This window comes from Xenorhabdus sp. PB61.4 (assembly GCF_963894935.1).
Classification (GTDB): Bacteria; Pseudomonadota; Gammaproteobacteria; order Enterobacterales; family Enterobacteriaceae; genus Xenorhabdus; species Xenorhabdus stockiae.
In genome coordinates, this window is the sequence record NZ_CAWQJR010000203.1 from 1 (window position 1) to 23,498 (window position 23,498).

The 23,498-nt window shown below is 41.4% G+C and carries 22 protein-coding genes; 11 read left to right on the plus strand and 11 right to left on the minus strand.

What is annotated here, in order from left to right; all coding sequences use genetic code 11:
- On the plus strand, positions 1-1,118 hold a 1,118-nt coding region (locus tag AACX68_RS17650), incomplete at its 5' end, for an AbrB family transcriptional regulator (protein ID WP_339389373.1).
- Positions 1,119-1,209: 91 nt separating this feature from the next.
- On the opposite strand, the gene bcp is transcribed toward AACX68_RS17650, so the two are convergent.
- From bcp to AACX68_RS17665, 3 genes are all read right to left on the minus strand, one after another.
- A complete protein-coding gene (bcp, locus tag AACX68_RS17655; protein WP_228859991.1) occupies positions 1,210-1,683 on the minus strand; it encodes a thioredoxin-dependent thiol peroxidase in 474 nt (157 codons plus the stop codon).
- Between the two features lie 79 nt (positions 1,684-1,762).
- Complete coding sequence (locus AACX68_RS17660) at positions 1,763-2,479, minus strand: aspartate/glutamate racemase family protein (protein ID WP_228859992.1); 717 nt, start codon at positions 2,477-2,479, stop codon at positions 1,763-1,765.
- 45 nt (positions 2,480-2,524) lie between these two features.
- Positions 2,525-3,121 (minus strand): glycine cleavage system transcriptional repressor, encoded by a 597-nt coding sequence (locus AACX68_RS17665; RefSeq protein ID WP_228859993.1) that lies wholly within the window; start codon positions 3,119-3,121, stop codon positions 2,525-2,527.
- Positions 3,122-3,368: 247 nt separating this feature from the next.
- Between AACX68_RS17665 and dapA the strand changes: the two genes are divergently transcribed.
- The 3 genes from dapA to purC all read left to right on the plus strand — a co-directional run bounded on the left by dapA (position 3,369) and on the right by purC (position 6,257).
- Positions 3,369-4,268, plus strand: a complete 900-nt coding sequence (gene dapA, locus AACX68_RS17670; protein WP_099110890.1) for a 4-hydroxy-tetrahydrodipicolinate synthase — start codon at positions 3,369-3,371, stop codon at positions 4,266-4,268.
- A gap of 16 nt (positions 4,269-4,284) precedes the next feature.
- Entirely contained in the window at positions 4,285-5,331 is a 1,047-nt protein-coding gene (bamC, locus tag AACX68_RS17675; RefSeq protein ID WP_228859994.1) for an outer membrane protein assembly factor BamC, read from the plus strand.
- A gap of 212 nt (positions 5,332-5,543) precedes the next feature.
- On the plus strand, positions 5,544-6,257 hold the full coding sequence (gene purC / locus AACX68_RS17680) for a phosphoribosylaminoimidazolesuccinocarboxamide synthase (protein ID WP_228859995.1): 714 nt from the start codon (positions 5,544-5,546) through the stop codon (positions 6,255-6,257).
- Positions 6,258-6,399: 142 nt separating this feature from the next.
- On the opposite strand, the gene AACX68_RS17685 is transcribed toward purC, so the two are convergent.
- The gene (locus AACX68_RS17685; protein WP_099110893.1) at positions 6,400-6,735 is read right to left on the minus strand and encodes a hypothetical protein; all 336 of its coding nucleotides are present in this window, start codon (positions 6,733-6,735) and stop codon (positions 6,400-6,402) included.
- A gap of 248 nt (positions 6,736-6,983) precedes the next feature.
- Here AACX68_RS17685 and AACX68_RS17690 point away from each other — a divergent pair, with 248 nt between their 5' ends.
- Both AACX68_RS17690 and AACX68_RS17695 read left to right on the plus strand, forming a co-directional pair.
- Positions 6,984-7,436, plus strand: a complete 453-nt coding sequence (locus tag AACX68_RS17690; protein ID WP_228860006.1) for a DUF441 domain-containing protein — start codon at positions 6,984-6,986, stop codon at positions 7,434-7,436.
- Positions 7,433-9,646 carry a tRNA(Met) cytidine acetyltransferase TmcA gene (locus AACX68_RS17695; RefSeq protein ID WP_228859996.1) on the plus strand — a complete coding sequence of 738 codons (2,214 nt, stop codon included), beginning with the start codon at positions 7,433-7,435 and terminating at the stop codon, positions 9,644-9,646. Before AACX68_RS17690 ends, AACX68_RS17695 begins: the two co-directional genes overlap by 4 nt.
- Here the strand turns inward: AACX68_RS17695 and AACX68_RS17700 are convergent.
- From AACX68_RS17700 to AACX68_RS17720, 5 genes are all read right to left on the minus strand, one after another.
- Positions 9,561-9,785: a YpfN family protein gene (locus AACX68_RS17700; protein ID WP_228859997.1), complete on the minus strand. Its 225-nt coding sequence runs from the start codon at positions 9,783-9,785 to the stop codon at positions 9,561-9,563. The two genes, AACX68_RS17695 and AACX68_RS17700, sit on opposite strands and share 86 nt — an antisense overlap.
- A 2-nt stretch (positions 9,786-9,787) precedes the next feature.
- Entirely contained in the window at positions 9,788-10,459 is a 672-nt protein-coding gene (locus AACX68_RS17705) for a M15 family metallopeptidase (RefSeq protein WP_228859998.1), read from the minus strand.
- Positions 10,446-11,582: a succinyl-diaminopimelate desuccinylase gene (gene dapE / locus AACX68_RS17710; RefSeq protein WP_228859999.1), complete on the minus strand. Its 1,137-nt coding sequence runs from the start codon at positions 11,580-11,582 to the stop codon at positions 10,446-10,448. The genes AACX68_RS17705 and dapE overlap by 14 nt, the downstream gene beginning before the upstream one ends.
- A 172-nt stretch (positions 11,583-11,754) precedes the next feature.
- The gene (locus AACX68_RS17715; RefSeq protein WP_228860000.1) at positions 11,755-12,165 is read right to left on the minus strand and encodes an ArsC family reductase; all 411 of its coding nucleotides are present in this window, start codon (positions 12,163-12,165) and stop codon (positions 11,755-11,757) included.
- A 558-nt stretch (positions 12,166-12,723) separates the two neighbouring features.
- The gene (locus AACX68_RS17720; protein WP_099110899.1) at positions 12,724-13,359 is read right to left on the minus strand and encodes a response regulator; all 636 of its coding nucleotides are present in this window, start codon (positions 13,357-13,359) and stop codon (positions 12,724-12,726) included.
- A gap of 627 nt (positions 13,360-13,986) precedes the next feature.
- On the opposite strand from AACX68_RS17720, the gene maeB reads away from it, so the two are divergent.
- The 5 genes from maeB (at position 13,987) to AACX68_RS17745 (ending at position 22,864) form a co-directional block, all read left to right on the plus strand.
- Complete coding sequence (gene maeB / locus AACX68_RS17725) at positions 13,987-16,266, plus strand: NADP-dependent oxaloacetate-decarboxylating malate dehydrogenase (RefSeq protein ID WP_228860001.1); 2,280 nt, start codon at positions 13,987-13,989, stop codon at positions 16,264-16,266.
- 161 nt (positions 16,267-16,427) lie between these two features.
- Positions 16,428-17,336 (plus strand): ChaN family lipoprotein, encoded by a 909-nt coding sequence (locus AACX68_RS17730; protein WP_228860002.1) that lies wholly within the window; start codon positions 16,428-16,430, stop codon positions 17,334-17,336.
- 112 nt (positions 17,337-17,448) lie between these two features.
- Complete coding sequence (locus tag AACX68_RS17735; RefSeq protein WP_099110902.1) at positions 17,449-18,255, plus strand: energy transducer TonB family protein; 807 nt, start codon at positions 17,449-17,451, stop codon at positions 18,253-18,255.
- A 40-nt stretch (positions 18,256-18,295) separates the two neighbouring features.
- The gene (locus AACX68_RS17740; protein ID WP_370630306.1) at positions 18,296-20,467 is read left to right on the plus strand and encodes a S9 family peptidase; all 2,172 of its coding nucleotides are present in this window, start codon (positions 18,296-18,298) and stop codon (positions 20,465-20,467) included.
- A 141-nt stretch (positions 20,468-20,608) separates the two neighbouring features.
- On the plus strand, positions 20,609-22,864 hold the full coding sequence (locus AACX68_RS17745; protein ID WP_228860003.1) for a TonB-dependent receptor domain-containing protein: 2,256 nt from the start codon (positions 20,609-20,611) through the stop codon (positions 22,862-22,864).
- 151 nt (positions 22,865-23,015) lie between these two features.
- Here the strand turns inward: AACX68_RS17745 and AACX68_RS17750 are convergent, their stop codons facing one another.
- Both AACX68_RS17750 and AACX68_RS17755 read right to left on the minus strand, forming a co-directional pair.
- Complete coding sequence (locus tag AACX68_RS17750; protein ID WP_228860004.1) at positions 23,016-23,228, minus strand: hypothetical protein; 213 nt, start codon at positions 23,226-23,228, stop codon at positions 23,016-23,018.
- Positions 23,229-23,251: 23 nt separating this feature from the next.
- Entirely contained in the window at positions 23,252-23,470 is a 219-nt protein-coding gene (locus tag AACX68_RS17755; RefSeq protein ID WP_228860005.1) for a hypothetical protein, read from the minus strand.
- Positions 23,471-23,498: the final 28 nt, after the last annotated feature.

A 23,498-nucleotide genomic window follows, 5' to 3' on the forward strand; every position in this document is an offset into this window, starting at 1 on the left:
ATGAGCATGACTCGATCCTTTTTTCTGTGATTTTGCGTTTTGGGAACAAAAATTTCGCAAATTTAGGATCGAGTTTCTTTGATACTCCTACCATTTTGACAAGCTATTTAAGTGTTATACCTTGCATGCTTTTAGGATGGGTTTTGTCACTGCTGGGGCTACCTCTGGCATATATGTTTGGGGCAATGGCGGCTGTTATTATTGCATCCCGGCTGAGAATATCACTTACAGCACCAAAACACAGTCTGACGGTGGTTCAAATTGTATTAGGAAGCTCTATCGGGTTGATGGTCAAAGGATTACCGATGGAAGAAGGGCGTGATATCCTGATGTTACTCCCCGCATTATTAATCTGCCTGATTCTGCAATTTAATGTCGGCTATTTTTGGTTTCACCGGAAAATGGGATGGACACGCACAGAGTCGGTATTGGGCGCTGTTCCCGGTGCGCTGGCTGCGATCTTAGTGCTGACTGAACACTCCAAAACACCACCACAGAAAATTGTTATCTCCCATGCCATTCGTTTGGTCGTTTTGATTATTATTGCCGGGATTATTACCGGATTAAATCCTCCTCCAGTGATTGAAGTAGCACCTTTTTCTTATACACCCGGCATTATTGGCTGGTTGATCCTGATTGCCACCGGAGGTTATATCGTCGGCGTTTTGTTGGAGCGTTTACATATTCCGGCACCCTATATGCTGACTTCATTGGTTGTTGCTATTATTGTTCACTATCTGTCTGATGTAACACTGAAGCTGCCTGAATTGCTCAGTTTATTATCAATGGGGTTAATGGGCATGAGGATTGGTTTGTATTTTAGTGCGTTTCCGTTTTCAGCATTGATTAGTAATATTTGGTCTTCCATACAATCTGTGTTTATCGCACTGACCATCACAGTTTTAGTTGCAGCAGTGACGGCACAGGTGATGGATTACCCAATGCACTTGCTGATCCTTTCATGGGCACCCGGCAGTATGGAAGCAATGCTATTTGCCGCTATGGCGATGAAAGTTAATGTAGGCATTGTGATGGCAAGCCACATTATACGCATGTCGTTACTTCATATAGTTTCTGCGATTGCACTGATCGTGCAGGGAAGGCATAAAAACAGCTAATTTGTTTTATAGGAGTCTGTGGCATCCTCCGTCAGTCAGACGGAGGAGTGTGTTACTTGCCTTGCTATCAGCTACCAGCTACATCTAGGTTTCAGGATGAATGCTGTTGCAGATAATCCAGAACAACTTGATGATGATCGCTTGTTTTGAATTTATCAAAAACATGTTCAACATTACCCGCAGGATCAATCAGAAAACTGATGCGATGAATGCCATCATAGACTTTGCCCATAAACTGTTTTCTACCCCAAACACCAAACTGTTCGGCAATTTGATGATTAACATCGGAAAGCAGAGTAAAATTCAGCATTTCTTTCTCGACAAATCGGGATAATTTCTCGGGAGCATCTGTACTGATGCCTAATACGGCAACATTAATTTTTTCCAGTTCATCCATCGTATCGCGCAAACCACATGCCTGAACAGTGCAGCCTGGGGTCATTGCTTTGGGGTAGAAATAAACTAAAACACGCTGACCTTTGAAGTCAGATAAGTTAATGTTTTCACCATCTTGGTCAGGTAGGCTGAATTGTGGTGCCTTATCTCCGGCTTTCAATGGACTCATCACGCATTCTCCGTTTAGTCGTTTTTATCTAACTGGTTTTATACACTAATATTCTTATATGTTCACTACATGTATATTTTTAATCTTTTGGGTTGCCCCTCAATTCATAAAATGAATGAATAGTAGCTTCCGCCAGACTGGAAGCTGTGTCCACTATCTTCAGTGACTGGTTTCTCTTGTTTTTTATAAGGGGACTGATATCAGTACAGGCAATCAGTAATACATGTACCATTAATGCTTGCGCACAGGATAATATTGTATCCCAGATAGCGACAACCTCCTCATGCTCAAACCCTTTCTCTTTAATTAACGTAATCAGCTTTGTTGTGTGATTACGCAATTCTGCCGATGAAACAGGTTCTTTCCCTACCGCCTGAATACGGGCCTGATAGAATCCGGCTTCAATTGTGGGTTCTGTACCAATGATTGCTATTTTTGTGTCATCAGGAGTTATTTTTTGGAGTGCACAATCAGCGATATGTAAGACTGGTATACCGATACTGGCCTTTTCTATTTCACGGTAATATATATGCGCAATATTGCAGGGAATCACAATAAGATTTACTTCTGCTTTAACTAAATCTGCAATACCCGCTTGTAATGCTTGCACCATTTTCACATCATCAATAGCTTGCCCCGGATAAAAAGGAGTAGGTAAAGAGATGATGTGCATTTTGGGAAAATCTATATCGTTTTTTGCACCATAAAGAGACTGAGATGCATTAACGAGCATATCGATAAAAGGTGCCGTTGACCTTGGTCCCATTCCAGCAAGTACACCGATTGAATAAGACATTGCTTTTTCTCTCTATTTTTTATAGATACAGTTAATCAAAAATATCTATTTCATTTTTTTATCATTATTTGTTTTTATCCAGTCAACCGTATTGTCGCCCAACACTTCCTGTACACTGATACTGCCTTGAGCATTTAATTCTGCACATAGATGCTGAAAGGTTTCCTTAAATACAACACCTTTATCATCTAATGGATTATGGCCTGTGATTTGTATTTGCAGCCGTGCAGGCATATTTTCAGTAGCGGGGTGAGTTTTTGAAACCAGTTCAGCAATATTGAAATTCTGGGTTGTGAACAGATTAGTAAAACGCTCGACAATACCGGGAGAATCATCCACATCTACCCGAACTGAAATAGTGGAGGGGAATTTTTTTGCCGCGCCACTGCGGGTACGCTTCATTACAACAAGTAATTCGAGTTCAGCGGCTCTTTGTGGCAGGGTCGATTCAATCAGGGTAATCGCGTTCCAGCTACCGGACAGCAACATAATAAAGGTAAATTCTTCGCCAAACATTGCCAGACGGCTGTCCTCAATATTGCCGCCGCATGTATTAACAAGACGGGTGATGGTGTTGACGATCCCGGGGCGATCTACACCAAGAGCTGTGAGCACTAAAAAATGTTGTTTTGATTTCGGCAAAGCGATTTTCCTTATCTATGGTCGATGGCTGCGGGTACATGTCGCTACTAAACATAAAAAATGATCAAGAGAAGGTCAATGGCATTTATAATAGATGGAGCATGATTATAATCTCTGTTTAATTGTCTGCACTTGATATTAACAAAAATCATCGAAATCATAGGGTCAAAGAGTTTCCTTCCTTATGACAAGAAAGTACCATGATTTTCTTATTTGTAGTGTAAGACTCATTTTAGAGGAAATGGTAATGGAGAGTGGTCACTTCGATTTTACAGGCAGTATGGTTGCGATAATCACACCGATGGATTCAACTGGCCGGGTTGATAAGAGCAGTTTGAAAAAATTGATTGATTACCATGTTGCCAGTGGTACGGCATCAATTGTTTCTGTCGGAACAACCGGGGAATGTGCCACGCTTAACCATGATGAACATGTCGATGTTGTACTGACAACACTCGAATTAGCTGATGGTCGTATTCCTGTTATTGCCGGAACAGGTGCGAATGCTACTGCGGAAGCAATATCGCTGACCCGATGCTTTGAAAATACAGGTGTTGTTGGTTGCCTGTCTGTGACACCTTATTATAATAAGCCTTCGCAGGAAGGTTTGTATCAGCACTATAAAGCAATAGCTGAGAATACCGACTTACCACAAATTCTGTATAATGTACCATCGCGTACCGGATGTGATTTGCTGCCACCGACTGTTGCACGTCTGGCGAAACTGAAAAATATTGTCGCAATCAAGGAAGCAACGGGGAACTTAAGTCGTGTCAGCCAGATCCAAGAACTGGTTAATGATGAAAGTTTTATTCTGCTAAGTGGTGATGATGCAAGTTTTCTCGACTTTATGTATCTTGGTGGAAAAGGAACGATTTCTGTAACAGCGAATGTAGCGGCAGCAGAAATGGCACAAATTTGTCAGTTGGCTTCTCGTGGTGAATTTGCGAAAGCGCGTAGCCTGAACAGTAGTCTACAGGAATTGCATCATAAACTATTTGTTGAACCTAGCCCGGCACCAGCTAAATGGGCATGTCATAAACTGGGACTGATTGCCAGCGACACATTGCGTCTGCCAATGGTTCCGCTGACGCAAGAAGGGCAAATTTCAGTTGAGAATGCCTTGAAAATGGCTGAATTACTGTAAAATTTAGGGAATTTTAATGGCAACATTATTGCAAAAATCGAAGGTCATGAAGGTTGCTGGCCTGTCATTGGTCGTTTTGCTGGCAGCCTGTTCCAGCGATCAGAGCTATAAACATCAAGTGAGTGGTGATGAATCTTATCTTGATACCCCCCCTCTGAAGTTATTGAATGTTCCTGCTGGGATGAACTTACCTCTGCAAAATGGTGAATATGATATTCCATCTGTGGATCCACAAGGGAATGTCGGAAAATCGGTTGATATACGCCCACCGTTGCAGGCCGTGGCGCTATTAGCGGGTTCCCGTGTTGAAAATAGCGTACAAAGCAGTAAGCTGTTGCTTGAAAATACCCCTGAGTACAGCAAATTGTGGTCACAAGTAAATAGTTTTCTGGCGGAAAAAGGCTATCCGATTAGCCAGAAAGATGATACAGCCCAGACATTGACAACTGACTGGATTTTGTGGCCTCGATCAGATGAAAATATTCCTTATAAGGTTCGTTACCACATTTCTGTGGTTCAGCAGGGTTACCAAATTGTTTTAACAGTTTCAGGTGCAGGTCTGGAACAGGGTGATAAAGCGGTTAATACACCGTCGGAAATCCAGCGTTACAACACCTTGATGCTAAATGCGCTGACTGGTTATCTGAACGATCAAAAAGAAGCTTCAGCGCAGCATAATACGCAGGATGATGGCGCTTTATCGGTACAAAGTGGCGGTGATAATACAGGATTGCCACAAATTATCGTCCGTGCACCATATAACGTAATCTGGAACAGGCTGCCTTACGCGTTGGAAAGCATAGGTATGCAGGTGAACGATCGTACCCGTTCGACTGGTGCGATAGAGGTTACTTATAAAGGTTTGTCCTCTTCCGGCTGGAAAGCATTAGGTGTGGAAGCACCAACTATCAGCGAAGGCAACTATAAGTTACAGGTAGGCGATTTGGATAACCGGAGCAGCCTGCAATTTATCAGCGAAAAAGGTAAACCGCTGACTCAGTCCGAAAATGATCAAATGGTAGAGGTGCTACAAGCAGCATTTAGCAAAGCTACAGTTAAATAATATATAAAGGGGCTTCGGCCCCTTTATACACTTTGTCTTTCAAGTTGCCTCTTTGTTGGCTGCGTTTGTTCACCCCGGTCACATAGTTATCTATGCTCCCGGGGGTTCACTCTCTTGCCGCCGCGACGCATCTTGAAATCCATTGTGTATATAGTTAAGTAAATTTTTTGTTTAATAGTCCGTTTAAAGATGTCATATCTCTGGAGTGTAATATGCAGAAAAAAGCTGAGTTGTATCGTGGAAAAGCAAAAACAGTGTATGCCACTGATAATCCTGACTTGCTTGTGCTGGAATTCCGTAATGATACATCAGCATTGGATGGTGAACGCATTGAACAGTTTGATCGTAAGGGAATGGTAAACAATAAATTTAACCACTTCATTATGAGTAAGCTGGAAGAGGCGGGTATTCCAACTCAACTGGAACAGTTGCTGTCAGATAATGAATCTCTGGTTAAGAAGCTTGATATGGTGCCGGTTGAATGTGTTATCCGCAATCGTGCGGCTGGTTCGCTGGTGAAGCGTCTTGGCGTGGAAGAAGGAATGGTACTGAATCCTCCTTTGTTTGATTTGTTTCTGAAAGATGATGATAAGCATGATCCGATGGTGAATGAATCTTATTGCGAAACTTTCGGTTGGGTCAGCAAAGAGCATTTAGCTGAGATGAAGCGCCTGAGCTATAAAGCTAATGAAGTCTTGGGTAAGTTATTTGATGATGCCGGTTTAATTTTGGTGGACTTTAAGCTGGAATTCGGCCTGTTTAAAGGGAAAGTTGTGCTGGGTGACGAATTTTCACCAGATGGCAGCCGGCTGTGGGACAAGCAGACAATGGATAAAATGGATAAAGATCGTTTTCGCCAGAGTCTTGGTGGCTTAATTGAAGCGTACGAAGAGGTAGCTCACCGGATTGGCGTTATTTTGGATTAATGACGCAAACGATTACCTTGCTTGAATGATGGCTAATTTTGTATCAAACATGCGGGTATAAAAAACAAAGGTGCTCTGTACATTAGAGCACCTTTGATTTCATAAAAAGATGATTTCAGGGCGGATACCCAGCTATGGTAGGTTACAGCCAGTAATTTGTTTTTTGCTTCCAGCCTTTTTGCTGCATACAAAAACTATAGACCTGATTTCTGGAACTTTCGTTAACATCAATGATATAACTTTCAGTCATAGGAACGCTTTGCATATATGTGCAATCTTTACCACAGGAATTTCTGACGGTTTTGAGGTGAGAAGTTTGGGCTACTTCATTTTTCACCGGGAATTGCTGTAGAGCGTTTGATTGACACTCCAAATCTGCTTCATGAAAAGGTGTTGGATTGCTCCTTGCTGGTATCCATTGAGTAGTACAACCTGTTAATAACATACTGATTGTGATTAAAAGTGCTGATTTTTTCATATTTCCTGTATGAACGCTTCCTGTTGCCGAGGAAGTGCCTCGTGACCTTTCCGCATTCACCTTGTAAAAGCATCAATATCTGTCAGAAAGATAATTTGAAAGATTAACTACGTATTCGCAACTATTTTTTATAAAATATAGTGATTCATTGACTATATTTCCACTGATATTAATATTTCTACTTACCTGTCTAATAATTAAGTTATCATTCTGCTCTATATCAGGATGTATATATGGAACAGAAAATGATGAGTCACATTGATCCTACTTTACTCATTTTGTTAGTACTGGCAGGGCTTGGAATTATCAGTCATAACATGACGGTAACATTAGCAATGTTGTTTTTGCTTATTGTCCGAATCACTCCCTTGAATCAATTTTTCCCCTGGGTTGAAAAATATGGTCTAACACTGGGGATCTTAATACTCACCATTGGTGTCATGGCTCCTATCGCAAGTGGCAAAATATCTGCACAGGATATATTCAGCTCATTTCTAAACTGGAAATCATTGCTTGCTATTGCTGTCGGCGTTCTTGTGTCATGGCTGGGAAGCAGGGGAGTATCCCTGATGTCAAATCAGCCATCGACCGTAGCCGGGTTACTGGTCGGCACGGTGCTTGGTGTTGCTTTATTTAAAGGTGTTCCGGTTGGCCCATTAATTGCGGCAGGCATATTATCCATTGTGATTGGAAAATCATGACAGGAATGGATTTTGAATGGAAAACGTTGCAGGAGCAGATGCAACGACAAGGGCAGCGTCGTTTACTGGTGCTCAGCGGAGAAAATCAGTGGAATGAACAGATTGTTGCCTCTCTGAAAAATCAGCTACAGGGAGACTGGATAACAATAGCATCTGGTACTCCCGGCTATGTTGAGCCGATAAAGGCAGTTGGTTTACTGGGGCGTGAATTTTTGCACGGAGTCTTTGATGCCACCCGTGGTTTTAATGCCGAAGCATTAGCAATACTGGCGGGGACTCTAAAAGCAGGAAGTTGGTTGGTGATGCGCGTTCCTGTCTGGTCACAATGGGTTGATTTACCGGATGAAGACAGTTCTCGCTGGAATGAATCTGCCGGTGTGATCCCAACCCCCCATTTTATTCAGCATATCCAACAACAGCTTCTCAATTCTCCTGATTGTTTAATATGGCGGCAGGGCAAGCCTTTTCAGGCATCATTATTGCCTCAGACCCGGTCGTGGAAGATGCCTGATGGAAATCCGACAACAGGCCAGCAGCTCATTCTTGAGCAATTGCTACAGGTTTCACAAGGGGTCTGGGTAGTTACTGCGCCACGCGGACGAGGCAAGTCTGCACTGGCAGGAATGCTGGCTCGTCAGTGGCAGGGAAGCTGCTGGTTATGTGCTCCGGCAAAAATAACGACCGAAGTCATTCGGCGCTATGCTGAATCTTTTAATAATAATCTTGAAGATGGCCTTCAGAATAGCGACACAGTTTCTGGCGCGCAGCAAATACCATTCTGGTCAGTTGATAATTTACTGAAATTTATCCGGGAGAATGCGTGTCGGCAACAAGGAAATACAGACACACAACAGAGCAACGCTGACTGGCTTTTGATTGATGAAGCGGCGGCAATTCCGACACCACAGTTATCTGAGTTGATTCGACATTTTCCGCGTGTACTAATGACCACTACGGTACAGGGTTACGAAGGTACCGGACGGGGATTTTTATTGAAATTCTGTGCTGCTTTGCCTGACTGTCAGATTAGGGAGCTGAAAACGCCAATGCGCTGGTCTGAAAATGATCCACTGGAAAAGTGGCTGGATAACGCTCTACTTTTTGATGACAGCAATTTGTTTTCATCGTCATTACCTAATCCTAATATTGAAAATAGTTTGTTTTTTCAGTCTATTCATCAGGCTGAGTGGTTACAACAATCTCAGTTATTGCGGCAGTTTTACGGATTACTGGCAAGCGCACATTATCGTACATCTCCCCTCGATTTACGCCGATTATTGGATGGCAATGGAATGACATTTCTTGCTGCCATGTCCAGTTCCGATAATGCTAATCCACAATTGATTGGTGCTCTGTGGATGGTGAATGAAGGCGGGTTAACTCCGGCACTGGCACATGAAATATGGGCTGGTCGTCGTCGCCCGAGAGGTAATCTGGTAGCTCAGTCTCTGGCAGCTCATGCAGGATTTCCGCAGGCAGCAGTGATGCGTTCACAAAGAGTGAGCCGCATTGCTGTTCAGGCACAATACCGGCGTATGGGGATTGCACAACGTCTGATTACTCAGCAGTGTCAGGCCGCCCGAGCCCAAAAGATGGACTTCATTTCCGTTAGTTTTGGTTATACCGCTGAACTCTGGTCACTTTGGCAGAAATGCGGTTTTCAGTTAGTGCGGATGGGAACACACCTTGAAGCGAGTAGTGGTTGTTATGCTGCGATGGCGATTCTGCCCTTGAGTGAACAGGGGGAATGGTTGGCCCGGGCTGCGCAGCAGCAGTTATCCAGTGATGCAAGTTGGCTAAAGTCGTTGACTGGGTTTGCTCTGCCTGTTGAGCATAATGATGATCATCAGCTCAATGAAAATGACTGGCGGGAGCTGGCTGGTTTTGCATTTGCCCATCGTTCCTTGTCGTCTTCTTACTTTGCGTTGCAACGTTTGCTGTTGGCAAGTGATCTGGCTTTACCGGCGTTGAGAAAACATCTTCAACAGAAAATAGAGATTGAGCAATGTGCGTATGAGTTATCACTGAATGGGCGTAAAGCATTGTTGAAATGCTGGCGGGAAGAAACGGCCCATGCTCTGGCAAATATTGATGAAATACTTGCCAGACAATGGAACGATTGGGTTATTTCTTCTGATCATCCTTTTGATGATCACTCTTTTTACCATTCGCCTGAGGCCAGTCGTCCTCATCATCCCATGAAGCATTAAGATCCCGATGAGGAGGAAGTTTCGGTTTGTTATCCAAAAATTTTTTAGGATTGAGGCGGCTGAGTTCTTTTATCGCGTTAATAATAACCCCAGCGAGTAACAGCAGGACTATCCACCAATAATCTGTTAACCAGTGCATGATTATCCTTCTGTTTTAACGTATTTTTTAAAAACATAGGAAAGGTTAGCTGTCAGCCAGTCAATACCGGCAATATCACGACCCTGCCATGCATTTAACAGAGTCTGCTCATTGAATAGACATTCTGCTTCATGAGAAAGAGGCCAATAGCTGATATGCCACGGTTCATAGGCTACACCCAGTGCACAGTCACGGGTAAATGGACGATAGAAGTCATAGTGGGACATATTTTCGGTTAACCAGTCAGTGAGTGGCTCAAAATAACCACCCGCTTCATATTCCCATGGCTCCAGCAGTAGCTTTTTACCCTGAGGCAACAGGAAAGGATCATAGATATCCAGTTCTGTTCCCCAATGGTGGCGGCTTGCTCCCGGCAGGGCAGACCAGCGCAGAATGGCTTCACCGATTTCTCCTTCGGTCATTTTGCTGATATCAAGAGGCTGACTATCGGCATCCAGTACCGGGCGTTGCCCACGATATTTCTCATTCCAGATAGTCTGTTGGCGGGTAAAATCACGAAACGAGCTGGCTGGTTGTAATTTAAAGCCAGCATTGGCCGCATCCCGTTGCATCGCAAGGAAGGCTTTAGTTGCATCAAATTGTAAATGGTGGCCTCCCGACAGTGCCACTAGGTGTTCTGTCGAGAGACCCGTCAACATTTCAGGCGTCATCATTTGATAATTGCTCCATGATACGCTGATAAATAAGGCTTAATTCCTGTAGATCAGCGACGCTGACACACTCATTGGTTTTATGAATGGTTGCGTTAATAGGACCCAACTCTACAACTTGAGCCCCGGTTCTGGCAATAAATCGCCCGTCAGATGTACCGCCGCTGGTTGATAGTTCCGGCTGGTATCCACAATAGTGCCTGATAGCTTCAACTGTCGCATCAACCAGCTCCCCTTTGCAGGTCAGGAAGGGCTGACCGGATAACCGCCACTCGATATCATGTTTCAGATTATATTTCTTCAACATGCCTTCAACTCGCTGGCGGATCTCGGTATCTGCCAGTTCGGTACTGAAGCGGAAGTTAAACTGAACCTTTAATTTACCCGGTATGACATTATTACTTCCCGTACCCGCATTAATATTAACTATTTGCATACTCGTTGCAGGGAAAAACTCATTACCATCATCCCATTTAGTATTGACGAGTTCCTGTAGGAAGGGGAGTGAATTATTAATTGGATTATCAGCAAATTGAGGATAAGCAACATGCCCCTGAATACCATTGATGGTTACAGTTGCTGTCAGAGAGCCCCGACGACCATTCTTGATCATATCGCCAAGGCGCTTTTGGCTGGAGGGTTCACCCACCAGACAGTAATCCAGTCGCTCATGGCGGGCCATTAAGGCTTCAACAACCTTAACAGTACCGTTTATCGCGTGAGCTTCCTCATCGGAAGTAATTAAGAAAGCAAGGCGACCCTGATGATTAGGATTTTCTGCAACAAAGCGTTCTGCTGCAACCACCATAGCAGCCAGAGATCCTTTCATATCCGCAGCACCGCGACCATATAACATGCCATCACGAATGGTTGGTTCAAATGGCGGGCTTTGCCACTCTGAAATATCACCCGCAGGGACAACATCAGTATGGCCTGCCAGAGCAAACGTAGCTCCTGTTCCATGGTAAGCCCAGAAATTCAGGGTATCACCAAAAGGCATCCGTTCAATGGTAAAGCCAGCGTTTTGCAGGCGTTGGATCATAATCTCCTGACAGCCCTGATCATCGGGGCTGACGGAAGGCCTCTTAATTAATTGCTGGGTTAATTCAATTACTGGACAAGTCATTATATACGTCCCTATTAAGTTGGAAGATCTTTCTGCCTGTCATCTTTCAGGCGGCGTTTTTGTGGCTGCGTATCTTGGCAGCTCCGACGCAGCCTGAAATTGACCGGGTATATTTGTAAGAGAAATTCCCTACAGTTTTCAAGCTGTAGTTTTGTCAGCTTTCTTTTAGAAACTATTGGATAGAATCACATGAAAAAAACTGTTGGTACTGTTCAGCTTTGAAGCCCAGTAAGTAACTGCCTGTTTTTTGCGATGTGTTTTTTTCTTGAGACGCTAATAGTGGTCGTTTAATGATAGCGGGTTGTTCCAGCATCAGAATCTTGGCTGCTTCGGCATTATTGATGGCTGATTTTTGCTCATCGGTCAGTTTGCGCCAGGTTGTTCCGCGGGTATTCAGTAAAGATTCCCAGCCTAACTGTTCAATAAATAGCTGAAGTAGATCAGGTGATAAGCCGTCAGCGCGATAGTCATGGAATTGATATGGGATCTCTTGATCTTCCAACCAACGACGTGCTTTTTTCACAGTATCGCAATTTTTGATACCGTACAGAGTGAAAGTTTTTTGAAAGGTGGTATCTGACATTATGAGATCCTTAATCCTGATTTAATCCGACATATATACCCGTTGTTTTTCTAGCTGCCTCTTGCTGGCTGGAGAAATTCGTTCTCTTGTCACCGCAATGCAACGCGCAACCCATGGGGTATCGCTGTTACTTTCAAGTTGCAGCCAGTTGGCTGAATCCTGAAAGGCGAAGAGTATAATGCGGGAAATTTGCCATTTTATCCAGATAACACAAACCTTGCATATTGCTTCGGTTGAGCGGGGTTTACGTTTTCATCCGGCTAGCAATGTCCGCAAGGTTTGATCAGTGGTCAACTATACACAAGTTGGTTTGCTTTAATTTAATATCAATAGATAGTTAAAATTTACAAAATACAACCATCTATATATCTGGTGAATAAATTAACTTTTAAAACTTAGTTTCATTGCAAAATAATAATATTATTTATTATAAGCCAAATTATTATAAATTTAGTTGAATTAATTATCATTAACTTTAAGGGGTTTTAATTCACAATTTCCCTGTAAATTAAAATCAGGGAAATTGTGTTATTCATTGTAGGAATTGAGCGTCGAATATTATATTAAATCTGCTTTTCTATGTTTCAGATAGGTAATGGTGGCTTCGAGGCGGGAACGGGCTTTAAGTTTTTTCAACAGGTTACGTGTATGGACTTTGACTGTTTCTTCTGAGATAAAAAGAAAGTCAGCAATTTCTTTATTCGTCATTCCTTCTGAGATTTCTTTTAAAACATCTAATTCGCGTTTGGTTAATTTGGATAAAGGATCAACATAAAGATGACGGTTAGATAAATATTGGTAAACTTTCTCACTGTATACGGCTTGTCCATTTACTGCTTTTTTAATGTTAACTAACAGAGGGCTAAGTTCAATATCTTTTAACAAATAACCATTTGCACCTGCATCCACAGCATCATAAATATCACCTCTATTATCCGAATCTGAGAGAACCAGAACATAGGAATCAAGCCCTTTTCGGCGTAGTGACTTAATCGTATCAATCCCTGAAAGCCCATGGATCTTCAAATCTATTAAAATGATATCTGGCTTTATTTGACAAGCGATATTAATGGCATCTTCGCCGTTATCTGTCTCCGCAGTCACAATGAGTTCTCTTTCTGATTCAATCAGCCCTTTTAAACCATGACGAATGATAGGGTGATCATCGACTATCATGACTGTATGATTATGCATATTCCTTCTCCCATAATAGAAATGCCGATCTTATGTTTGGATAAAACATAAAAAACAGAATTCTGTTTTATGTTAAATAGCTGTGTGATTTTTATAGAGTATATTGAATCATCAATAATAGAGATTCCAAAAATATATCCTGATATAAAAAATGAAATATCGCAAATAAGATTATCAATTCACGTGAAATAAATTCCACAGACATAAGAAAATGATTTTCCTTAATTGCTAATAATTTTCTCAATCAAATTTTTATGATTATTTTATAGATTAATTTTTGTTTTTGTAAACTCATTTTAAAGTTGTTTCTTAAATGTCTCTTTTATTAATTCAGTGAGTTATTAATGGATAGAAAATGGAGCTACCTCTACATGAGTATAATTAGCGTATTTCTATATAATATTGGTTAATGTAAAGCCATTAACAGATCGTTTTATACTCTCTATATTTCAGGTTGCTCTTTGATGATTGCTTTGCTGGCTGCCCTGAATTCTGAAAACAACAGGGGATATGATCTGAAGTTTCCGTGATCATTGATAAAAATGCGGTTAGCACCATGATTTAACCTTCCGTAACTATTATACTGAGCGGATTTTTACTTAGACATGACTCACAAAGGATCAGACGATGGACGAAAAATTAAAACAAAGTGCCCTTGATTTTCATGAATTTCCGCAGCCGGGGAAAATCACGGTTACTCCGACTAAGCCGTTGACGACACAACGTGACTTAGCTTTGGCATATTCACCGGGTGTTGCTGCTCCTTGTCTTGAAATAGCAGAAGATCCACTGGCGGCATATAAATATACTGCCCGTGGTAATCTGGTGGCTGTTATCTCCAATGGTAGTGCTGTATTGGGACTGGGAAATATCGGGGCACTGGCTGGTAAACCTGTAATGGAAGGAAAGGGAGTTCTATTCAAAAAATTCTCTGGCATTGATGTTTTTGACATTGAAATAGATGAGTCTAATCCGGATAAATTAATTGACATCATTGCAGCATTGGAGCCGACTTTTGGTGGTATCAACCTTGAGGATATCAAAGCTCCTGAGTGCTTCTATATTGAACAGAAACTTCGCGAGCGGATGAAAATCCCTGTATTCCATGACGACCAGCATGGTACGGCAATTATCTGTACTGCCGCGGTACTTAACGGGCTGCGTGTTGTTAATAAAGATATCAGCAAAGTACGGATGGTAGTATCTGGTGCGGGTGCGGCATCTATTGCCTGTATGAACCTGCTGGTGGCTTTAGGCCTGAAACGTGAAAATATTGTCGTTTGTGACTCGAAAGGGGTTATCTATCGTGGTCGCGAAGAAAATATGGAAAAAACGAAAGCCGATTACGCAATTGAAGATAACGGTAGCCGCACACTGGCCGATGTTATTCCTGATTCTGATATTTTCCTCGGATGCTCCGGCCCCGGAGTGCTGACGCCAGAGATGGTGAAAACAATGGCGAAGGATCCGCTGATTATGGCACTGGCGAACCCAGAGCCGGAAATCCTGCCACCGCTGGCAAAAGCTGTGCGTCCTGACGCAATTATTTGTACAGGTCGTTCTGATTTTCCTAATCAGGTCAATAACGTGCTTTGTTTCCCATTCATCTTCCGTGGTGCACTGGATGTAGGCGCAACGACTATTAATGAAGAGATGAAACTGGCTTGTGTACACGCAATTGCTGATCTGGCGCTGGCTGAACAAAGTCAGGAAGTGGCTTCTGCCTATGGCGATCAGGATTTGTTCTTCGGCCCGGAATACATTATACCGAAGCCATTTGATCCACGTCTGATTGTGAAAATTGCACCTGCTGTAGCAAAAGCAGCGATGGATTCAGGCGTGGCAACCCGCCCTATTACCGATTTCGGTGCCTATATTGAAAAACTGAATGAGTTTGTCTACAAAACTAACTTATTCATGAAACCTATTTTCTCTCAGGCGAAAAAAGAGAAAAAACGTATTGTACTGGCAGAAGGTGAGGATATCAGGGTACTGCACGCGACTCAGGAATTAGTTTCCCTCGGGTTGGCGTATCCTGTTCTGATTGGTCGTCCAAGCGTTATTGAAATGCGTATCAAGAAGCAGGGGCTTCATATTGAAGCAGGTAAAGACTTCGAAGTCGTTAATAACGAAAACGATCCACGTTTCAAAGAATACTGGCAGGAATATTACCAGCTGATGAAGCGCCGTGGTGTTTCTCAGGATCAGGCTCGCCGTTCGGTTATTGGTAACCCGACTCTGATCGGCGCCATCATGGTTCATCGTGGCGAAGCTGATGGCCTGATTTGTGGTACGGTCGGTAGTTATGGTGAGCATTATAAGATTATCAAAGACGTCTTTGGTTTCCGTCAGGGTGTGCACACAGCAGGTGCAATGAATGCCTTGTTGCTGCCGATGGGCAATACTTTTATTGCTGACACTTATGTTAACGAAGACCCGACACCAGAAGAGCTGGCTGAAATTACACTGATGGCAGCAGAAACTGTGCGTCGCTTCGGTATTGAACCAAAAGTTGCTCTGTTGTCCCGTTCAAGTTTTGGCTCTTCTGACTGTGAATCAGCCCAAAAAATGCGTAAGACGCTGGAGCTGGTACAACAAATGGCACCATCACTGGAAATTGATGGTGAAATGCATGGTGATGCTGCGCTGGTGGAAAGTATTCGTCGTGACATTATGCCGGATAGCCCGTTGAAAGGTTCAGCTAACCTGCTGATTATGCCTAATATGGAAGCCGCTCGTATCAGTTATAACTTGCTGCGTGTCACCAGTTCAGATGGCGTCACTGTTGGTCCGGTTCTGATGGGTGTTTCTAAGCCTGTCCATGTACTGACACCAATCGCTTCTGTTCGCCGTATTGTTAACATGGTGGCACTGGCTGCGGTCGAAGCGCAGACTAATCCACTGTAATTGATTGGTATTATAATTCATTGGTATCAATGTCCCGGCTTCATTAATTAGCCGGGATAAACAGACAAATACCCCGTCAGGCTCTTGTTTGGCGGGGTATTTTTATTTGTAAATAATTATCATTATCTATAATATGCAGGGAATTTTTAACTGGATAATGAATGCCAATGAAAACATCTATCTGTATAAAAACAACTTTTTTAGCGTGTGCCTTTCTGCTTGGTGGTTGTGCGGCCACATCAACAACGACACAAAATAACTCTCAGGCAGTAAAACAAACGCTTTCCGGTGAATTAACCCAATCAGGTGTGTTGCTTGATATGAGAACAGGCAAAGCCATCACTTCTGATGAATTACTTAACCAACTGGCAACCTATCCCAGAATTATTATCGGTGAAAAACACGATAACCCTTATCACCATCAGATTGAATTATGGCTGGTTCAGCAGCTGGAGAAAAAACGGCCTCATGGTTCCGTATTGCTGGAAATGATTAATCCGGATCAACAAGAAAGAGTCAATAAAGTTAAAAGCTGGTTGCAGGATGATCCGATAGTCAGGGATGAACGCATTAAACATCTGTTGGCATGGCAGGAAGGCTGGCCTTGGGAACAGTATGGAAAACTGGTTGTGGAACTGGTGAAAGCACCTTATCCCTTGCTAGCCGCTAACCTGAATCGCAGTGAAATTGATCGGGCGTATAAAAGCCATAAGGCTGGAGACAAAACTTCCTTAGTTTCTGAGGATGTCAAAAAGCGTATTGATGAAACCATTAAAAATTCCCATGGTGGAAATATAGATGAATTACATCTTTCTGCAATGAGCAAAATTCAGCAGCTTCGTGATCAGAGAATGGCAGAACAATTGATGAAAGCGCCATCACCTGCAATGCTGTTTGCCGGAGGATATCATGCGGTAAAAGCAATGGGAGCGCCTCAGCATGTGAAAAAAGTAGCATCTGATGAACAGGTTGTTGTGCTGGTTATTGCTGAAAAAGGCGTTGTTTTGAATAAAGAATACGCTGATTTTGTCTGGTTTACACCCAAAGTGACTGCCAAAGTAACTAAGTAGGTGTATCTATCACAAGGATGTGATGCTAATAATAAATAAAAATAGTTTTCATTTATATATCCAATTGATTATCATTCCCTTAATTTATCTTTGACATAATGTGCTATAAGAAATGTTGACGTATACAACGTATCAAACCACTCACGTTGGTCACGTGACAAAATCCTTTCTCGCCGCTATCACATTGCACGTCCTGTTGGTCGGTTGGTTGGTTTATAAACCGAAGGATCTTGATATTGAGGAATTTTTACCTCCGCCCGCAGTTATGATGGAAGTATCACTACAGACGGAAGCAATACACAAGGTCGAAAAACAGCCGATTGGTATTGAACAGCAGTTATCTGTTACCAGCGAACAACAGGAAAGTAAGATTGATGCTGTCAATATGCCGAAACTGGATGTAAATGAAGAAGCCATGCTCCTGGTTGATAAAACGAAGAAAAAGAAACCAAAAGAACAGGATGCACCTAAAAAAGCCCAACCGGTTAAGCGCGTACAGGCAAAAGAGCAGGAAAGTGAAAAATCACAAAGTACCGCAGCACCGACAACCAGTACGGCTACGGCGGATAACATTACTTCCCGCACTGCGGCTTCTTATGAAAGTAATTCAGATGCTGCCGCTGATGCTAAAGCTGTCTGGCAGGCGGAAGTCAGTGGTCATTTAAACCGCTATAAAAAATATCCCTCAGATGCTCAGAGGAGAAAACGTACAGGGCGCCCAATGGTGAAATTTACCGTCAATCAATTTGGTAATGTGATTGACAGTGAATTGGTAAGACGCTCTGGAACGAACTCACTTGACAGGGAAGCAAGGCTTGTACTGGAAAGGGCGCAGCCATTACCCATTCCGCCTGATTCTATTTTAACCAATGGCAGTGTTACGGTTGAATTACCGGTTGATTTCACTTTGTATCAATAACAGTTGATTTTAAAAACAATAAAAAAACAGGACGAATGGCATGTCACAGTATAAAACGGTGTTTTCACCAAAAGCCAAGAAAGCCGTGCTCAGTTTTTTGTTGGGTAGTAGTTTGCTGAGTAATAGCGTTACGGCTATCGCGATGGAGGAAAAAATGATACCACCTATGGCTAAAAAGCAGCCTCATGAAATAACTATTCATGGTGATACCCGTGTTGACGATTATTATTGGTTACGTGATGACCAGCGTCAGAATAAAGAAGTTATTGATTATCTGGCCGCTGAAAACAACTATACCAAAGAGATGCTGAAATCTGGTCAGGAGCTACGGGAAACGCTGTATAACGAAATGGTTGGCCGGATGAATAAGGAAGACCAGTCGGTACCTTATACCTACAATGGTTATATTTATCGCACCATTTATGAATCAGGCAAAGATTTCCCGATCTATCAGCGTAAACCGGTTGATAATTCCACTGACTGGCAGGTCATGGTTGATGGTAACGAACGAGCGAAAGGCCATAAATTTTACCAAATCGGTGGATTCGCTGTTACCCGAGACAATAAACGCATTGCTATTACTGAAGATACTCAGGGCCGCCGTAACTTCAAAATTTCTTTTAAAAATTTTGGTGACAGTGAGTGGCAAAATGACGTTATAGAGAATACTTCCGGCAATATCTTGTGGGCTAATGATGGTAAAACTCTGTTCTATGTCCGCAGAGATCCACAAACCTTGCTGCCTTACCAGCTATTTCGTCACCAATATGGCACGGATACCCAACAGGATAAAAAGATCTATCAGGAAGACGATGATCGCTTCTATCTATCAATTTCGAAAAGTACCTCGCTTGACTACATTCTGGTTTCGATCACCAGCTATTCAACCTCAGAATATCGGTTGATAGATGCAAATAATCCGCAACAGGAACCACAAATGTTCTCTGCCCGTCAGGCTGGGCGTGAATATTATATCGACCATTTCCGTGGGCAATTTTATATCCGTTCCAATTATGAACACCCATTGTTTGGTCTATATCAGACAGATGCCATTAATAAGCCATGGAAAACAGTAATTGCACCACAGGATAATACTGATCTGGAAGATTTTAGCCTGTTTAACAAGTGGCTGGTGGTACAGGAGAGAACTAAAGGATTGTCCTCAATTCGTCAGATTGACTGGAAAACCCAGCAAGAAAAACAGGTTAAATTCGATGACCCGGCTTATATGGCATCCTTGAACTATAACCCTGAGCCAGAAACGGATTTGCTGCGTTATAGTTATTCATCCCTGACAACACCAAGCTCAGTATTCCAGTGGAATATGCAAACCGGCGAACGCGAATTGCTGAAACAACAGGAAGTGAAAGGGTTCAATAAAGAAAACTATGAAAGCCAGCGTATTTGGATCAAAGCGCGGGATGGGGTAGAAGTACCGGTTTCTTTGGTTTATAGCAAGTCCCTGTTCAAAAAAGGTCAGAATCCGATTTTGATTTACGGCTATGGTGCTTATGGTATCAGCATGGATCCTTATTTTAGTTCCGCACTTTTAAGCCTGTTGGATCGTGGTTTTGTTTATGCACTGGTGCATGTTCGTGGTGGTGGCGACTTAGGCCGTAATTGGTATCTTCAGGGCAAGCTCGAAAATAAAATGAACAGCTTCCATGATTTTATTGATACTACGAAGGCATTAATTGCTGAAGGTTATGGCGATAGTAAACGAGTTTATGCCGAAGGTGGCAGTGCGGGCGGTTTACTGATGGGAGCGGTAGTCAATCAGGCACCGGAGCTATACCGTGGTGTGATCGCTAAAGTTCCATTTGTTGATGCAGTGACGACAATGCTTGATCCATCTATTCCTTTAACTACAGGGGAATATGATGAATGGGGGAATCCGGATGATAAGGAAGTTTATTTCCGTATGAAATCTTACAGCCCATACGACAATATTCAGCCACAGCGTTATCCTCACTTATTAGTGACAACCGGCTTACATGACTCTCAGGTGCAATACTGGGAACCCGCAAAATGGGTAGCGAAATTAAGGGAAATGAAAAAAGGGGATAGTTTACTGTTATTAGAAACCAACATGGATACAGGACACGGTGGAAAGCCGGGACGTTTCAATCGTATAAACGATATCGCTTTCGATTATAGTTTTCTGTTGATGTTGGATGATGCTAAAACATATTTTCCACACTTAAAAGATTAATAAAAATATATTAATAATTATGGATACTGATAATTTGTTATCAGTATCCAGGGTTTTTACACCCTAAAAACAATAAAACTATCGCAAAATTAGCGAAGCAATGTGAGCTTTAATAAATATTTTTAATTTAGGATGATATTAATGAAAATCATGGCAAGAATAGCCGGAGCCAGTGCAGTATTTATCGGGCTTCAGGGAATCGCTTACGCTGAAAACACAGATGACAATAAAAACCAGAAAGTCATGCGATTCAGCCCATTAAAAGTTTCCGGTTCTCAGGATAATAAAAACAAGCCGCAAATTGAAGCCATGGAAAAACCCGGTGCTTATAGTTCTGTGGGGGAAGATAATAAACTGGAATCTATGGACAGCGTATTACGTAGTTTGCCGGGGACTTATACCCAGATGGATGTCAGTCAGGGGACTATAGCTGTAAATATCCGTGGAATGAGCGGATTTGGCCGCGTAAATATGATGGTAGATGGCGTTAGTCAGAGTTTTTATGGTATTGCTCCGAATCCATATGGTCATGGGCAACAGCCTTATAATCAATTTGGTAGCTTAATTGATCCTAATTTTATTATCCGAACGGATATTAATCGTGGGCAGGTTAGTGATGGGGATTCAGTTAATGCGCTGGTGGGAAGTGCTAACTTCCGTACTATTGATATTGATGATGTTATTTTTGAAGGAAATAACCTCGGTATACTCACTAAATCAACTTATGGTACTAATGGATTAGGTAAAAATGGTATGATTGCCATTGCAGGAAAAACGCAGGCATTCAGCACTGAAGGTTCGATTGGTGCTATGCTTGCTATGAGTGGTCACAGTATTGATGCTCACTATAAAAATGGCATGGGAATTAGCAGTGACGAATTTGGCACAGATAAAACATTTAAACAGAAACCCAATTCACAATTGATGAAAATCAATATTAAACCAAATGATTTTCATGATTTGGAGTTAGCTGGGCGTTTTTATCATAATAAATTTACTAAACGTCATGTAGATAGTTATGATTATTATCTGAAATATCATTACACACCATTTAGTGAATTAATTGATACTAAAATTTTACTTAGTACGGGGCGTAGTGATCAGAATGTGCAATCTGGTGCTATACCTGGTTTAGGTGGTAGTGAATCGCATAATAAATCTGCTGCCATTAATATCAAAAATACCAGCCGATTTAATTATGGCAATACTGATTTTGCATTTACTCTTGGTAGTAAATTGATGAACACTGAATACAATAAGAAAACGTTCATAGGTCTTGGTGCTGAAAATACAGTAAAAGAAGAAAACATCCAATTTTCACCGAATGGAAAGCAATATATTAATAGCATTTATAGTAGATTGAAAATAGAGCATGGTATTTATACGGCTGATTTAGGAGCAAATTATTTAAATTATAATGTTAAAGGATTTAAACCTGCTTGTGACCCTCGTATTCCCTGCTTTCCTCAGGGAGCTGCTCCGGTGAATGTTAAAGATCATGGAATCAACCCAAGTATTTTGTTATCAGCAGAAATCATGCCTGAATTTCAGCCATTTGTAAGTTATACACATTCAATGAGGGCACCTAATATTCAGGAAGTATTTTATGGTGGCGGAGAAGGTAGTTCTGTCAACCCTTTTCTTAAAGGTGAAAAATCGGATACTTATCAAATAGGTTTTAATAGCTATCGCCCAGATTTAATTGTTGCTGGAGACTCATTTTATCTGAAGGCAGCACTATTTCACACTAAAATTAAAAATTATATTAATAGTGATAAATATACACTTTGTGGTGAAAGAAAAATGTGTAAAAATGATATATCAATAAATGAGGTGGATATTAATGATTTAAGTGCTGATGTTAATACATATATATATACTAACAGTTTAACCCCTGTCATTATTAAAGGTGTTGAGATGGAAGCTAATTACGATGCTGGTATCTTTTATAGTTCGTTGGCATATAGTCATCAGAAGACACGGCAACCTACCTCACAAGCGGCAACTGTCATGGGAACAAGCTCCGCATCTCAGCTACCGGAGTGGTATATGACATTGGATACTGGCTTTCGGCTATTGGAAGAAAAAATAAGTGTAGGTGCAATAGTGAAATATACGGGACAATCTTATCATCAGGATTCTGATATAGATGTAAGCTGGGACATTGAGGAGAAAATGGTAAAAGATGATAAGATACCGACTATTATTGACTTATATACAGATTATCAAATGAATAAAAATATCCTTGTTAAATTCTCAGTGCAGAATGTAGCTAACAAAAGCTATGCTGAAGCGCTGAATCGCATGAATTCTTCACCAAATATAACGAATGGCGAGGTTTCATCCCAAACCGCCCGCGGCAGAACCTACGTAATGGGTGCTGAAATTCGTTTCTGATAGAGCTTTAAAAAATAATATATGAATCACTCTGAATAAAATTCCAGAGTGATTCATAAAAAATCAAACTTTAAATAATCATTAAAAATAATGATTGAATATATTTAAATTTAATTATTTTTTAATTGCGACGGATGTTTTAATTATTCTGTTAAATATAGTTTAATGCAAACTCAATTGTGGTTATAATTAATTTAATTATTTTATCTCCTTGATCAAAACCTGATTCACTAATAACTTCCTCCTTTTTAAGGATTGTCAGAATTTCTTTTAATAAATCCTCTGCTTTTTCGAGTGTATTTAAAATGTCTTTTTTTATGTTTGGATCTAATAAAAATGTTTTTTCATTTTTTATCTCTTCCATAATAACCTCTCTTTATTTTAATTTTAAGAAAGTACTGCATAAACAACATCTCTTATAAGATTAATTAATCCCTGTAGAGAGGCTGATATTATTTTCCCTGTGTGAGCAGAAATAACATTAGCATCTTGCAACGTTTTTACTATATCTTTAACTAGAATGGATAAATCATCTAAGGTTTTTTTTATATCATCTAAAGCTTCTTTACTAATTTTTTGTAGTGTTTGAGATGTTATGGCGTTCATAAGAACCTCTTTATTTTCTGTTTAATAT

What these genes read in the sequence shown, in the direction of transcription:
- bcp (WP_228859991.1), bottom strand. Translation starts at nt 1,683, where the DNA reads ATGAGTCCATTGAAAGCCGGAGATAAGGCACCACAATTCAGCCTACCT.
- AACX68_RS17660 (WP_228859992.1), bottom strand. Translation starts at nt 2,479, where the DNA reads ATGTCTTATTCAATCGGTGTACTTGCTGGAATGGGACCAAGGTCAACG.
- dapA (WP_099110890.1), top strand. Translation starts at nt 3,369, where the DNA reads ATGGAGAGTGGTCACTTCGATTTTACAGGCAGTATGGTTGCGATAATC.
- bamC (WP_228859994.1), top strand. Translation starts at nt 4,285, where the DNA reads ATGGCAACATTATTGCAAAAATCGAAGGTCATGAAGGTTGCTGGCCTG.
- purC (WP_228859995.1), top strand. Translation starts at nt 5,544, where the DNA reads ATGCAGAAAAAAGCTGAGTTGTATCGTGGAAAAGCAAAAACAGTGTAT.
- AACX68_RS17685 (WP_099110893.1), bottom strand. Translation starts at nt 6,735, where the DNA reads ATGAAAAAATCAGCACTTTTAATCACAATCAGTATGTTATTAACAGGT.
- AACX68_RS17690 (WP_228860006.1), top strand. Translation starts at nt 6,984, where the DNA reads ATGAGTCACATTGATCCTACTTTACTCATTTTGTTAGTACTGGCAGGG.
- AACX68_RS17695 (WP_228859996.1), top strand. Translation starts at nt 7,433, where the DNA reads ATGACAGGAATGGATTTTGAATGGAAAACGTTGCAGGAGCAGATGCAA.
- AACX68_RS17700 (WP_228859997.1), bottom strand. Translation starts at nt 9,785, where the DNA reads ATGCACTGGTTAACAGATTATTGGTGGATAGTCCTGCTGTTACTCGCT.
- AACX68_RS17705 (WP_228859998.1), bottom strand. Translation starts at nt 10,459, where the DNA reads ATGATGACGCCTGAAATGTTGACGGGTCTCTCGACAGAACACCTAGTG.
- dapE (WP_228859999.1), bottom strand. Translation starts at nt 11,582, where the DNA reads ATGACTTGTCCAGTAATTGAATTAACCCAGCAATTAATTAAGAGGCCT.
- AACX68_RS17715 (WP_228860000.1), bottom strand. Translation starts at nt 12,165, where the DNA reads ATGTCAGATACCACCTTTCAAAAAACTTTCACTCTGTACGGTATCAAA.
- AACX68_RS17720 (WP_099110899.1), bottom strand. Translation starts at nt 13,359, where the DNA reads ATGCATAATCATACAGTCATGATAGTCGATGATCACCCTATCATTCGT.
- maeB (WP_228860001.1), top strand. Translation starts at nt 13,987, where the DNA reads ATGGACGAAAAATTAAAACAAAGTGCCCTTGATTTTCATGAATTTCCG.
- AACX68_RS17730 (WP_228860002.1), top strand. Translation starts at nt 16,428, where the DNA reads ATGCCAATGAAAACATCTATCTGTATAAAAACAACTTTTTTAGCGTGT.
- AACX68_RS17735 (WP_099110902.1), top strand. Translation starts at nt 17,449, where the DNA reads ATGTTGACGTATACAACGTATCAAACCACTCACGTTGGTCACGTGACA.
- AACX68_RS17740 (WP_370630306.1), top strand. Translation starts at nt 18,296, where the DNA reads ATGTCACAGTATAAAACGGTGTTTTCACCAAAAGCCAAGAAAGCCGTG.
- AACX68_RS17745 (WP_228860003.1), top strand. Translation starts at nt 20,609, where the DNA reads ATGAAAATCATGGCAAGAATAGCCGGAGCCAGTGCAGTATTTATCGGG.
- AACX68_RS17750 (WP_228860004.1), bottom strand. Translation starts at nt 23,228, where the DNA reads ATGGAAGAGATAAAAAATGAAAAAACATTTTTATTAGATCCAAACATA.
- AACX68_RS17755 (WP_228860005.1), bottom strand. Translation starts at nt 23,470, where the DNA reads ATGAACGCCATAACATCTCAAACACTACAAAAAATTAGTAAAGAAGCT.